This is a genomic window from Streptomyces sp. NPDC018263 (assembly GCF_055562575.1).
Window position 1 is genome coordinate 45,489 of record NZ_JBVHFA010000004.1, and the last position, 12,357, is coordinate 57,845.

At 73.0% G+C, this 12,357-nt stretch carries 10 protein-coding genes; 5 read left to right on the top strand and 5 right to left on the bottom strand.

The window, feature by feature from the left end; all coding sequences use genetic code 11:
* The first annotated feature begins 232 nt into the window (after positions 1 to 232).
* Both ACZ3HQ_RS12675 and ACZ3HQ_RS12680 read left to right on the top strand, forming a co-directional pair.
* Positions 233 to 1,858, top strand: a complete 1,626-nt coding sequence (locus ACZ3HQ_RS12675) for an ABC-F family ATP-binding cassette domain-containing protein (RefSeq protein WP_467510109.1) — start codon at positions 233 to 235, stop codon at positions 1,856 to 1,858.
* A 164-nt stretch (positions 1,859 to 2,022) separates the two neighbouring features.
* Complete coding sequence (locus tag ACZ3HQ_RS12680) at positions 2,023 to 2,997, top strand: acyl-ACP desaturase (protein WP_467510111.1); 975 nt, start codon at positions 2,023 to 2,025, stop codon at positions 2,995 to 2,997.
* A 38-nt stretch (positions 2,998 to 3,035) separates the two neighbouring features.
* Here the strand turns inward: ACZ3HQ_RS12680 and ACZ3HQ_RS12685 are convergent, their stop codons facing one another.
* Positions 3,036 to 3,281 (bottom strand): WhiB family transcriptional regulator, encoded by a 246-nt coding sequence (locus ACZ3HQ_RS12685; protein WP_135793865.1) that lies wholly within the window; start codon positions 3,279 to 3,281, stop codon positions 3,036 to 3,038.
* Positions 3,282 to 3,464: 183 nt separating this feature from the next.
* Between ACZ3HQ_RS12685 and ACZ3HQ_RS12690 the strand changes: the two genes are divergently transcribed.
* Positions 3,465 to 4,253 carry a VOC family protein gene (locus tag ACZ3HQ_RS12690; RefSeq protein ID WP_467510113.1) on the top strand — a complete coding sequence of 263 codons (789 nt, stop codon included), beginning with the start codon at positions 3,465 to 3,467 and terminating at the stop codon, positions 4,251 to 4,253.
* On the opposite strand, the gene ACZ3HQ_RS12695 is transcribed toward ACZ3HQ_RS12690, so the two are convergent.
* Positions 4,250 to 5,257, bottom strand: a complete 1,008-nt coding sequence (locus ACZ3HQ_RS12695; protein WP_467510115.1) for a LacI family DNA-binding transcriptional regulator — start codon at positions 5,255 to 5,257, stop codon at positions 4,250 to 4,252. The genes ACZ3HQ_RS12690 and ACZ3HQ_RS12695 overlap by 4 nt on opposite strands.
* Positions 5,258 to 5,318: 61 nt before the next feature.
* A complete protein-coding gene (ligD, locus tag ACZ3HQ_RS12700) occupies positions 5,319 to 6,341 on the bottom strand; it encodes a non-homologous end-joining DNA ligase (RefSeq protein ID WP_467510117.1) in 1,023 nt (340 codons plus the stop codon).
* A 73-nt stretch (positions 6,342 to 6,414) separates the two neighbouring features.
* Here ligD and ACZ3HQ_RS12705 point away from each other — a divergent pair, with 73 nt between their 5' ends.
* Positions 6,415 to 7,491 carry an ATP-dependent DNA ligase gene (locus tag ACZ3HQ_RS12705; RefSeq protein ID WP_467510119.1) on the top strand — a complete coding sequence of 359 codons (1,077 nt, stop codon included), beginning with the start codon at positions 6,415 to 6,417 and terminating at the stop codon, positions 7,489 to 7,491.
* Positions 7,492 to 7,498: 7 nt separating this feature from the next.
* Here ACZ3HQ_RS12705 and ACZ3HQ_RS12710 read toward each other — a convergent pair whose 3' ends face one another.
* Complete coding sequence (locus tag ACZ3HQ_RS12710; protein WP_467510121.1) at positions 7,499 to 10,177, bottom strand: ATP-binding protein; 2,679 nt, start codon at positions 10,175 to 10,177, stop codon at positions 7,499 to 7,501.
* 296 nt (positions 10,178 to 10,473) lie between these two features.
* Between ACZ3HQ_RS12710 and ACZ3HQ_RS12715 the strand changes: the two genes are divergently transcribed.
* A complete protein-coding gene (locus tag ACZ3HQ_RS12715; RefSeq protein ID WP_467510123.1) occupies positions 10,474 to 11,421 on the top strand; it encodes a DUF2510 domain-containing protein in 948 nt (315 codons plus the stop codon).
* Positions 11,422 to 11,566: 145 nt separating this feature from the next.
* Here ACZ3HQ_RS12715 and ACZ3HQ_RS12720 read toward each other — a convergent pair whose 3' ends face one another.
* Positions 11,567 to 12,235, bottom strand: a complete 669-nt coding sequence (locus ACZ3HQ_RS12720) for a TetR/AcrR family transcriptional regulator (protein WP_467510125.1) — start codon at positions 12,233 to 12,235, stop codon at positions 11,567 to 11,569.
* Positions 12,236 to 12,357 lie beyond the last annotated feature (122 nt).

Sequence of the window (12,357 nt, forward strand, 5' to 3'; positions counted from 1 at the left end):
ATAGGAGAAGGACGTTGCTCGTCTGAGGTCATGAGACATCGCGTTCACACCGGTGAGGTGTGCGTGGCGTTCGACCTCGGCGTACGAGCCGTCCCTCAGGCACAGGGCCCCTTTTTCTCGGCCCTCCGGGCCCAGTGTTCCCAGGTCCAGTGCCTCAAGGCTTCCGGTTTCCGCCCCGCGGTGTCTCGTCAGCTCCCCCGACCAGACCGCACCCGGCACCCGTGAGGCCCGTATGTCATCACCCGCGTCTTCTCTCTCCGCCACCTCCCTGACCTTCGCCTGGCCGGACGGCACCCCCGTCCTGGACGGCCTCGACATCTCCTTCGGCCCCGGCCGCACCGGGCTGGTCGGCGCCAACGGCTCGGGCAAGTCCACCCTGCTGAAGCTGCTCTCCGGCGCGCTCGTCCCGGCCGACGGCACGATCAGGGTGTCCGGCGAGATCGGCCTGCTCCCGCAGAACGTCACCCTGGACACCGCCCTCCGCGTCGACGAGGCCCTCGGTATCGCCGCCAAGCGGGCCGCGCTGCACGCCATCGAGGCGGGCGACGCCGCCGAGGAACACTTCGAGACTCTCGACGAGGACTGGGACGTGGAGGAACGCGCCCTGGTCACCCTCGGCGAACTCGGCCTCGGCCACATCGGCCTGGACCGCACGGTCGGCGAGGTCTCCGGCGGCGAGTCGGTGCTGCTCCGGCTGGCCGCGCTGCTGCTGCGCCGCCCCGACGTGCTGCTGCTGGACGAGCCCACCAACAACCTCGACCTGTACGCCCGCCGCCGCCTGTACGCGGCCGTGGCCTCCTGGCCCGGCGTCCTCGTCGTGGTCAGCCACGACCGTGAACTCCTGGACCTGGTCGACCAGATCGCCGACCTCCGCGCGGGCGAGGTCGCCTGGTACGGCGGCAACTACTCCGCCTACGAGGAGGCCCTCGCCGTCGAGCAGGAGGCCGCCGAGCGCACGGTGCGCGCGGCGGAGGCCGACGTCCGCAAACAGCGCCGGGAACTCACCGACGCCCATATGAAGCTGGCCCGCCGCAAGCGGTACGGCCAGAAGATGTACGACTCCAAGCGCGAGCCGAAGATCGTCATGGGCGCCCGCAAACGCGCCGCCCAGGAGTCCGCGGGCAAGCACCGCATCATGCACGAGGAACGGCTCGCGGAGGCCAGGGAGCGGCTGGACGAGGCGGTGGAGGCGGTCCGGGACGACGACGAGATCCGCGTCGACCTGCCGTACACCGCCGTGCCGCCGGGCCGGCAGGTGCTTACGCTGGAGAAGCTGGAGACGGTCCACGGGCCGCGCGTGCCCGGCCTGTTGGACCTGCGGGGGCCGGAGCGGATCGCGCTCGTCGGGCGCAACGGGGCCGGGAAGACGACCCTGTTGCGGACCATCGCCGGTGAGCTGTCCCCGGTCACCGGTCTTGCCGAGGCCCATGTGCCCCTGCGTTTCCTGCCCCAGCGGCTGGACGTGCTGGACGAGGGGGCGACGGTCGCGGAGAACGTGGCCCGGTTCGCGCCGGGCGCCACCCCCAACCGGGTCCGCGCCCGTCTGGCCCGCTTCCTGTTCCGGGGCAAGCGGGCCGACCAGTTGGCCGGCACCCTCTCCGGCGGCGAACGCTTCCGGGCCGCGCTGGCCGCGCTCCTGCTGGCCGAGCCGGCCCCGCAGTTGCTGCTGCTGGACGAGCCGACCAACAACCTGGACATGGCGAGCGTGCGCCAGTTGACCTCGGCGCTGGAGTCGTACGAGGGCGCGCTGATCGTCGCCGGGCACGACTTGCCGTTCCTGGACTCGATCGGCATCACCCGCTGGCTGCTGGTGGCCGACGGGGAGTTGCGGGACGCGACGCGGGAGGAGATCGGTTAGGCGAGGCGCCTGACCTGGCCGGGTTCCTTACGCCAGCCTTAACCTACGGCTTCGTAACCTACGGACACGTAGGCTACGAAGCCGTAGGTTCATGGCGCCGCCCGGATGGGTGGTATGTCCCTGAACCTCCCTTTTTCTGCTCGGCCGTTTTTTGGAGTACCCCCGTGACGATCACCTCCCCTCACCTCGGCAGCCCGTCCGCCTGGACCGACGCGCGGCTGCTGTTCGCACTGGAAGAAGTGGTCGAGAACGAGCTGAACCGGCACCTGAAGGTCGCCAAGGACTGGATGCCGCACGAGTACGTGCCGTGGAGCGACGGCCGCAACTTCCCCGGTCTCTTCGAGGACGGCGAGGCGTGGGGCAAGGAGCAGTCGAAGGTCACCGAGATCGGCCGGGTCGCGCTGGTCGTCAACCTGCTGACCGAGGACAACCTGCCGAGCTACCACCACGAGATCGCCTCGCTCTTCGGGCGGGACGGCGCGTGGGGCACGTGGGTGCACCGCTGGACCGCCGAGGAGGGCCGGCACGGCATCGTCATGCGCGACTACCTGCTCGCCTCGCGCGCGGTCGACCCGGACGCGCTGGAGCGGTTCCGGATGTCGCACATGAGCGAGGGCTTCGAGTCCGACAACCGGCACTCGATGCTGCACTCGGTCGCCTACGTGGCCTTCCAGGAGCTGGCCACCCGGATCTCGCACCGCAACACCGGCCACCAGTCGGGCGACCCGGTCTGCGACCGCATGCTGGCCCGCATCGCCACCGACGAGAACCTGCACATGGTCTTCTACCGGAACCTGCTGAAGGCCGCGTTCGAGCTCGCGCCCGACCTGACCATGCAGGCCGTCCGGGACGTCGTGGTGGACTTCCGCATGCCTGGCCACGGCATCCCCGGCTTCGAGCGCGCGGCCGCGCAGATGGCCATAGGGGAGGTCTACAACCTCCGTATCCACCACGACGACGTGCTCCAGCCGGTGCTGCGCTTCCTGAAGGTCATGGAGATCGACGGCCTCGGCCCGGAGGGCCTCAAGGCCCAGGAGGAGCTGGGCGTGTACATGGGCGGACTGGACTCCGAGGCGGCCAAGTTCGACGAGCGGCTCGCCGCCCGCAAGGCGCGCATGGCGGCGCGGGCGGCCGGCTGACCGCAGGCTCTACGGGCCGTGTCTCAGCGGTCCGTGTCTCAGCGGGCCGTGCGCCGCAGGGCGAGCCGCTCCCGTTCGGAGAGGCCGCCCCAGACGCCGAAGCGTTCGTCGTGGGCGAGGGCGTAGTCGAGGCAGGCGGGGCGGATCTCGCACAGGGCGCAGATCCGTTTGGCCTCGCGCACCGAACTGCCGGGCTCGGGGAAGAAGAAGTCCGCCCCCGTCTGCGCGCACAGGGCCTGGCCCTGCCAGGCGGAATCGGCCGGTGTGATCGTCTCGATGTGCATGGCCAGAATCGTGCCGGGCGGCGAAAAACGTTTGATCAACGCCGTGTCAACAAGCGTCGCGTGGGCCGTCCCGATGATCCTCCGGGCGGACACGCCCGCGCACGGCGGCGCGCGGGGCGATCCTGTCCGCCCGGTGCCAGACTCGTCGGTGCCAAGGACGGCCGGTACCCGAGGAGGGCGCGCATGCTCACCACCCGTTTCCCCGACGGCGCTCCGAACTGGATCGACCTGGGCTCCCCCGATCTGGAGGCGAGCCTCGCCTTCTACGGCGGCCTCTTCGGCTGGCAGCCCGCGCCCGCGGGGCCGGAGACGGGCGGCTACGTCCTCCTCCAGCTCGACGGCAGGACGGTCGCCGGGGCGATGGCCCTGGACCCGGAGCGCGGCCGGGCGGGCTGGACGGTGTACTTCCGCTGCGCGGACGCCCTGGGCACCGCCGAGGCCGCCGGGGTGGCCCACGGCACGGTGGTGTTCTGGCCGACGGAGCTGCTGGGACTCGGCCGGGTGGCGGGCCTGAAGGACCGGGCCGGGGCCGCGTTCCGCGTCTGGCAGCCGGACCCGGTCGAGGGCCTGGACGCGGCGACCGAGCCGGGCGCGCTCTGCTGGGTCGAGCTGCACACCCCCGACGTGGCGGCCGCCGCCGCCTTCTACCACCGGGTCCTCGGCGTGGAGACCTTCGGCGTCGACTTCCCCGGCGGTGGCTACACCTCGCTCTACCCCGGCGGCGCCGACGAGAACGCCATGTTCGGCGGCATCGTCCCCACCTTCGAGGGCCCCGCCGGCACCGCCCCCGCCTGGCTCCCCTACTTCGGCACGGCCGACACCGACGCCGTGGTGGCCCGCGCGGAGGAACTGGGCGGCTCGGTCCGCCTGCCCGCGACCAGCGTCCCGGGCGTGGGCCGTCTGGCCCGCCTCGCCGACCCGCACGGGTACGAGTTCGCGGTGATCAAGGGCGACCCGGCGCAGGAAGCCTAGGCGGACGCCCGGCGGACGATCGTGGTCGGCAGGATGACGCCCCCGGCCTGTCCGCCGCCCAGCAGGAGGCGGGCCATGATGCGCCCCATCTCCTCTATGTCCTGGCGGACCGTGGTGAGCGGGGGGTCGGTCTGTTCGGCCACCGGGGCCATGTCGTCGAAGCCGATCACCGCGACGTCCTCGGGGACGCGGCGGCCGTGTGCGCGCAGGACGCGCAGCGCGCCGAGGGCGGTGAGGTCGTTGGCGGCGAAGACGGCGTCGACGTCGGGGCGGCGGGCGAGGAGTTCGCGCATGGCGTGTTCGCCGCCGGCCGGGGTGAAGTCGCTCTCCACGACCAGCTCGGGGTCCGCGTCGCCCATCACGTCCCGGTAGCCCTCCAGCCGGTCCACGGCGGAGGTCTGATCCAGGGCGCCGGTGATGTGCGCGATCCGGGTCCGGCCGAGGCCGGCCAGGTGCCGTACCGCGTCGCGGGCGCCGCCCCGGTTGTCGCTGTCGACGTACACCGCGCCGCCGGTCTCCCCGTCGTCCCAGTCGGGGCGGCCGCCGAAGACCGTGCGGACGCCCGCGTCGCGGATCAGGCCCGGCAGCGGGTCGTCGAGGTGGAGGGAGAAGACCAGGGCGCCGTCGACATGGCCGCCGGCGAGGTAGCGGGCGACGCGGGCGTGGTCGTCGCGGCCCTCGGTGAGCAGCAGGACCAACTGGTTGTCGTGGGCGGTGAGTTCCTTGCTGATGCCGCGCAACTGGGCGGCGAAGAAGGGGTCGGCGAAGACGCGGGTGCCGGGTTCGGCGATGACGACCGCGACGGCGTCGTGCCGCTTGGTGACCAGGCTGCGGGCGGCCTGGTTGGGGACGTAACCGAGTTCGTCGACCGCTTGGCGGACGCGGGTGACGAGCGAGTCGCGTACGCCGTCGCCGCCGTTGACGACCCGCGAGACGGTGGCGCGGGACACCCCCGCCCGCGCGGCCACTGCCTCCAGCGTGGGACGCGACACTGCCTCGGTCACTCGGTGCTCCTCATCGGCGGCTGCGATCAGGATAGCCGCGGGGCCCGGCGCCCTTGGGGGCTCAGGACGGGGCCTGGTCCTTGCGGGCCCGGCTCGGCTGCACCCGCTTGGGTTCGCCCGGCATCTTCGGATACTCCGGCGGGTACGGCAGGTCGCCCAGGCCGTGGTCGGCCTCGTCGCGGCGGGCCAGGTCGAGGAGGCTGTCGAGGGAGTAGCGGTGATCGTCCATGTCGGCGTGCACGTCGCCGAGTTCGGCGAACCGGCGTGGCATGGTGACGATGTCGAAGTCCCGCGGCCGGGCGTCGGCGACCTCGTCCCAGCGCAGCGGCGCGGAGACGGTGGCGTCGGGCAGCGGGCGCACGGAGTAGGCGGAGGCGATGGTGCGGTCTCTCGCGGTCTGGTTGTAGTCCAGGAAAATACGCTCGCCCCGCTCCTCCTTCCACCACTTCACCGTCACGTGCTCCGGCATCCGGCGGGCCAGTTCCCGGCCGACGGCGATGGCCGCGCGCCGCACCTGGGTGAAGGTCCAGCGGGGCTCAATGGGCACGAAGACGTGCAGGCCGCGCCCGCCGGAGGTCTTGGGCCAGCCGCGCAGTCCGCCGAACTCCTCCAGGATCGCCCGGAGTTCGAAGGCGGCACGGACCGCGTCCTCATAACCGGTGCCGGGCTGCGGGTCGAGGTCGAGGCGGAGTTCGTCGGGGTGGTCGACGTCGTCGCGGCGGACCGGCCAGGGGTGGAAGGTGAGCGTGCCGTACTGGGCGGCCCACACCGCGGCCGCCTCCTCGGTGGGGCACATCTCGTCGGCGCTGCGGCCGCTGGGGAAGGTGATGTGGGCGGTGGGAATCCAGGACGGCATGTTCTTCGGCGCGCGCTTCTGGTAGAACCACTCCCCCTCAAGACCCTCCGGGTAGCGCTGGAGGGTGGTGGGGCGGTCCCGCAGGGCACGCAGCACGCCGGGGCCGACCGCCGCGTAGTACTGGGCGATGTCGAGCTTGGTGTAGCCGTGCGCGGGGAAGAACACCCGCTCCGGGTGGGTCAGCCGTACGGTCCGGCCGCCCACCTGAAGTTCCACCGCATCGCCCATGCGGCCACCGTAGGCGTACCCCGCGCGGCCCGCACACCGGGCGGCGGCGGGTGGGGGCGCGCAGAATCGGCGTATGGACCTGCCGGTGATGCCGCCCGTGAAGCCGATGCTCGCCAAGGCGGTGGCGAAGATCCCGCCGGGCATGCACTACGAGGCGAAGTGGGACGGCTTCCGGGCGATCGTGTTCCGCGACGGCGACGAGGTCGAGCTGGGCAGCCGTACCGGCAAGCCGCTGACCAGGTACTTCCCCGAACTGGTGGCGGCGCTGAAGGAACGGTTGCCGGCGCGGTGCGTGGTGGACGGGGAGATCGTGATCGCGCGGGACGGCCATCTGGACTTCGACGCGCTGACCGAGCGCATCCATCCGGCGGACTCGCGGGTACGGACGCTGGCCGAGCGGACCCCGGCGTCCTTCGTCGCCTTCGACCTGCTGGCGCTGGACGACCACTCCCTGCTGGACGTCCCCCTGACCGACCGGCGGGCGCTGCTGGACCGGGCGCTGGCCGGGGTGAGCCCGCCGGTGCATCTGGCGCCCGCGACGACGGACGTGGAGGAGGCGCGCCGCTGGTTCGAGCAGTACGAGGGCGCCGGTCTGGACGGGGTGGTGGCCAAGCCGCTGACGGTGCCGTACCTCCAGGACGAGCGGGCCATGTTCAAGGTCAAGCACGAGCGGACGGCGGACGTGGTGGTCGCCGGGTACCGCCTGCACAAGAGCGGCCCGGTGGTGGGCTCGCTGCTGCTCGGGCTGTACGACGCCGAGGGCGCGCTCCAGCACGTGGGCGTCGCGGCGGCGTTCACGATGAAGCGGCGCGCGGAGCTGGTGGAGGAGCTGGCGCCGCTCAGGATGGACGACGTCGGCGGGCATCCGTGGGCGCGCTGGGCGGAGGAGGCGGCACACGAGACGGCCCGGCTGCCGGGGGCGCCGAGCCGCTGGTCGGGCAAGAAGGACCTGTCCTGGGTGCCGCTGCGCCCGGAGAAGGTCGCGGAGGTGGCGTACGACCACATGGAGAACGGCCGCCGCTTCCGGCACACCGCCCGCTTCCGCCGCTGGCGCCCGGACCGCACCCCGGAGAGCTGTACGTTCGCCCAGTTGGAGGAGCCGGTGCGCTACGACCTGGCGGAGATCCTGGGGGGTGCGCCGGAGGCGTGAGCCGGGTTCAGCCGCCGAGGTGCTCCAGCGCTCCGCTCGCGCGGGCCACGAGTCCGTCGGCGCCGCACGCCTGGGCCAGGTCGAGACCTCGGGTGAGCTCGGTACGGGAGCGGGCGAGGATGCCGTGTTCGACGCGGGCGGCGGCGTGCTCGTACTGGCAGGGCGACGCCTCCAGATAGGCGACGGCCTTGGCGGCGAGGCGTTCCGCGCGGGGGCCGGTCTCCAGGGCGGCGGCGCAGCGCAGGGCTTCTCCTATGGCGGTGTCGGTGCCGAACCGCTCGGCCTGGCGGCGGGCGTCGGTCAGGAGCGCGCGGGCCCGTTCCGGGTCGTGCGGGGCGAGGGCGCGGGCCAGGTCGACGGCCCAGGGCGCGAGCACCGGGTTGTGGCCGCCCCGCGAGGCGGCGGCCTTCTCGGCGGCCTCCAGTTCGTTGATGCCCTCCTCGGTGCGGCCCACGGCGAGCAGCAGCCGTCCGCGTACGGAACGGATGTCGGGCAGCACGATGGTGGACGGGTAGGGCGGGGCGAAGCCGTACTGCTCGGCGACGCTCCACGCCTGGGCGACATGGCCGCGGGCGAGCAGGATGTCGACGAGTCCGCAGGTCGCCGACCAGTACAGCGGCAGGCCCCGGCCGACCCGCTCGGCCAGCCGGAGCGCCTCGCGCAGCGCGGTCTCGGCGTCCTGGAGCTTGCCCTGCCTGCGGTAGGCGAGGCCGAGGTAGGCGTTGGCCAGGGAGAGGTGGCCGCCGTGCCAGCCGGCCCGGGTGTAGGCGCGCAGGGCCTCGGAGAAGAGGCTCTCGGCGCGGTCGAGCCGGTCGGTGTGGGCGTAGGCGCTGCCGAGCATCATGAGCAGCTCGACGCCCCACTCGTCGTCGGTCCAGCCGAGGCCGGGTGCGAGGCGGCCGTTGACCAGGGCGCGGTCGCACAGCTCGACCACCTGCTCGGCGTTCTCGCCGTGGGTCATGGCGTCGAAGCCGCGCAGGATCAGCAGGGCGCGCTCGGAGTTGTCGCGCCCGGTGCAGGTGGCGGCGAGTTCGGCCAGGCGCCGGGAGCGTTCCGGGGAGACGGTCTCGCCGTGCACGGCCTCCCAGGTGAACTGCACGGCCTGGAGCCGCATCCGCACCGGGCCCGGCGCGTGCCGGTTGGCCTCGGCCTCCACGGTGCGGACGGCCTCCTCCAACTGGTCGTTGTGCAGCAGGGCTTGGGAGAGCCGGATGGAGGCGTCCACGCGCTGGGCGCTGTCGAGTCCGGGGACGGCCAGCGCGTCCCGCAGGTGCTCGATGGTGAGCGCGGGTGCCGACAGCAGCCGGGCGCGGCCGAGTTCGTACAGCACCTGGGCCCGCACCTCGGGCAACGGGGGTTCTTTCAGGGCGCGTTCGAGGCAGGCGCAGGCGGCGTCGGGGGCGCCGACGGCGAGGTGTTCGCGGGCGGCCTCGCGCAGTTGCTCGACCAGGCTCTCGTCGCCCTCGGGGTGCACCTTGAGCAGATGCCGGGCGGCCTCGGCGGCGCTGCGGCCGGTCTCGGTGACGATGTTCGCGGCGATGCCGTGCATGGCGGTGCGCATCGCGTCCGTGATGGAGTCGTAGACGGCGGAGGCGATCAGCGGGTGCACGAACTCCAGCGTGACGTCCTGGGGTTGGGGTGCGCCCGGGTCGGGGGCGACCTCGGCGAGGATACGGGCGCCGCAGAGCAGTTCGGCGCAGCGGGCGGCGGTGCCGGCGTCCAGCATGGCGAGCCGGGCGACGAGGCCGACCGGGCTGCCGGTGCCGAGGATGGCGGCCGCCCAGGCGAACTTGGTGGGCTCGACGCCGAGTTCCCGCAGCCGGCTGACGAGGCCGCCGCCGCGCGCGGAGCGGTTGAGGTCGCGCAGTTCGGCGGCGCGGTCCTCGCTGGGCTGGAGTTCGCGGTCGCGGACCTTGGCGAGGAGTTCCACGGTGTCGTAGGCGTTGCCGCCGGTGACGGCCCAGACCTCGCGGCAGAACGGGTCGTCAGCCTGCGGGCCGACGGTGGCGCGGGTGAGTCCGGCCGTGGCCTGCGGGGTGAGCGCGCTGAGGTTGCTGACCGGACGGCCCGCGGCGGCGATCTCGTCCAGCAGGCGGGCGCTCTCGCCGTGGGCCTCGCCGGGCCTGCGGGCGACCACCACGAGGACGGGCAGGTCGGCCAGGCGCTGGGCGAACGCGGCGAGCCAGCGCAGCGTCTCCAGGTCGGCCCAGTGGGCGTCGTCGACCAGGAGGACCAGCGGATAGGTCTGGGAGGCGAGGCGGCTCACCGCGTACACGAGTCCGTCGCACACGTAGCTCGGGTCGGGGCTGCCCTCGCCGGGCTCCAGGATGCCGAGGGCGGGGCCGGAGATGTCGTACCAGGAGCCGAGGTGGTCGCGGGCCTCGTCCGGGGTGAGGGTGGCGAGCGCGGGCTGGAGGAGCTGGCGCAGGACGTGGAACGGGACGGACTTGAGGGTCTCGCCCGCACGGGCCGACCAGACCACGCAGCCCCGGCGTTCGGCGATGCGGCGTATCTCGGCGAGCAGGGCGGTCTTGCCGAGTCCGGCCTCGCCGCGGAAGAGGAGGAGGCTGCCGGCGGACGTCCGGTCGGCGCACAGCAGCTCGATCGCCTCGGTGACGGTGGCGATCTCCGCTTCCCGCTCCCACAGGTAGCCCGAGGCGACCGCCTGTGGCCGCTCCTCCGTCATCCCGTTACCTCCCCAGGTAGTCCGAACGGCGTACGAAGAACGAGCGTAGCCGCCCGAACGGGCCATTGGCGCCTGCTCCGGGCAGGTCTTGCCCCGCCGGGTGAGCCGGGCCCCGGCCCGGCTGACGAACACCCCTCCCGACCGGCCGGTTTGTGCCCCGGAGTGCGTCAACTCTGTTTTGCGCAGCACTTATTGACCGGGAATCGGATAAACCTGTGAATCGGTACGGGTCTTCGGGGCGGCCCGTCGGCGGGTGCTCTCATCCGGCTTTCACCGACTCCTCATACGGTATGCCCATGACGCAGGTGACTCCTCCCGGCTGGTATCCCGACCCCGGACAGACGCACGACGCACCGCCCACCGAGCGCTGGTGGGACGGCAACGCCTGGACGGCCCAGGTCCGTCCGGCCGGGACGGCCCAGGCCGCTCCGCCGCCCGCTTATCCGCTGCCCGCCCATCCCCCGTACGCCCACGCCGGGTACTCCGCGCACCCCCCGGCCGGGAACCGGCGCGGGGTGCGCACCGGCATAGCCGTCGCGGCGGCGGCCGCGGTGCTGGCGTGCGTCGGGGTCGGGGTGTACGCGCTGGCCAAGGACCCCGGCGGGGGCGACCGCGCCGACTCGCGCCCCCGGCAGGGGCAGGAGCGCCGCCAGGAGGGGCCGGGCGACCCGCGGGAGTCGCCGTCCCCCGACCGGTCGGCCGCGCCGAAGGTGCGCGGCGGCGGGACGCTGCCGGACCCGGTGAACGGGATCAGCCTGCCGGTGCCCGAGGGCTGGACCGGCCAGGCGTTCGCCATCGGCGCGCAGGTGACCTCGGACAAGTCCTACAAGTGTCCCGGCGACACCTCCAAGAACTGCACGGCGGGCGGCGCGTACTCGGCGCCGGCCCGCGCGCTGGGCACGCGCGGTGACACCGCCGAGGCGGTCGCCAAGGCCGATGTCGCGGCCAACGCCGAGGAGTCGTACGGCGGGAACTCCTACGGCGGCATCACCTCGCACCAGGTGCTGGCGTCGCGGGCGGTGACGGTGGCCGGGCAGAAGGGGTACCTGGTGCGCTGGAAGGCGGTCACCAAGGAGGGCGCCGACGGTTATGTGGAGTCGGCCGCGTTCCCCGCGCCCGCCGATCCGAGCCGCATGCTGGTGGTGCGCTTCGGGCTGGACGTGGGGCAGTCCACGGGGGTGATGGACGAGATACTCAAGGGCATCAAGGTGTCGTCCGGCGGGGGCCCCGGCCAGGACATCTGAGCCCGGCCCCCTTCAGCAGTCCGCAGAAGTCCGCAGAAGAAGTCCGGGCCGGGCGGAATCCCCCTCCGCTCAAGGGGAACCCCGCCCGGCCTGGGCGTGCGCCGCCCCCGTCCCCACGGTGCGGCGCGTCCAGGTCACCGTTCAGTCATCCCGTGAACGGCGGCCTGGGGTCTGTACCGGCCTGGCCGGCCGGGTTCTTCGTCAAGCCGAGCGCGGGAAGCACGACGGCCTCCACCAACCCGACCAGGTAGTCGGCGTCGGCATACTGCCCGCACAGCACGGGGCGCACGCGCAGGACGCCGAACATCATCGCCGGTACGTACTCCAGCGCGGGGTGGCCCGCCGGGACCTCACCCCGCGCCACGCCCCGCTCCAGCATCTCCTGGAGCGCGGCGATCTCCGGGTGCACCAGCGCCTCGCGCAGCGCGTCGGCCAGTTCCCGGTCGTCGGTGACGGCGTGCCCCAGGGCCTGGAGCAGCCGGGTGTCCTTGCCCGACCAGTCCCCCGCGGCCCGCGCGGCCTGCAGCAGGTCCTGGGCGAGCGAGCCGGTGTCGACCCCGGCGAACCGCACCCGCCGGTTGGCGCGCAGCGCGGCCGCCACGAACTGGGGCTTGGTCTTCCACTGCCGGTAGAGCGTGGATTTGCTGCACCGGGTGGTGGCGGCGACGCCCTCCATCGTGACGGACTCGTAGCCGCAGCGGCGGATCTGGTCGAGTACGGCGTCGAAGAACTCCTGCTCGCGCTCGGGCGTGAGCTTGGAGCGGCGCGAGGCGACGACCGTCTCCGGTTCGTCCGCGGCCTGCGACGACGTCATACCTGGCTTCCCCTCACTCGTCCCCGGCGTGTGCTGCCCGATCCCAGTGTGTCGCACTGTACCGATACGCCAGTGTACCGGTACTCGACCGTATCGGTACACTGGCGTATCGGTACGGAAAC

Bases quoted from the DNA above. Each gene is read 5' to 3' on its own strand.
- ACZ3HQ_RS12675 (WP_467510109.1), top strand. From the start codon at position 233: ATGTCATCACCCGCGTCTTCTCTCTCCGCCACCTCCCTGACCTTCGCC.
- ACZ3HQ_RS12685 (WP_135793865.1), bottom strand. From the start codon at position 3,281: ATGCACATCGAGACGATCACACCGGCCGATTCCGCCTGGCAGGGCCAG.
- ACZ3HQ_RS12690 (WP_467510113.1), top strand. From the start codon at position 3,465: ATGCTCACCACCCGTTTCCCCGACGGCGCTCCGAACTGGATCGACCTG.
- ligD (WP_467510117.1), bottom strand. From the start codon at position 6,341: ATGGGCGATGCGGTGGAACTTCAGGTGGGCGGCCGGACCGTACGGCTG.
- ACZ3HQ_RS12705 (WP_467510119.1), top strand. From the start codon at position 6,415: ATGGACCTGCCGGTGATGCCGCCCGTGAAGCCGATGCTCGCCAAGGCG.
- ACZ3HQ_RS12710 (WP_467510121.1), bottom strand. From the start codon at position 10,177: ATGACGGAGGAGCGGCCACAGGCGGTCGCCTCGGGCTACCTGTGGGAG.
- ACZ3HQ_RS12715 (WP_467510123.1), top strand. From the start codon at position 10,474: ATGACGCAGGTGACTCCTCCCGGCTGGTATCCCGACCCCGGACAGACG.
- ACZ3HQ_RS12720 (WP_467510125.1), bottom strand. From the start codon at position 12,235: ATGACGTCGTCGCAGGCCGCGGACGAACCGGAGACGGTCGTCGCCTCG.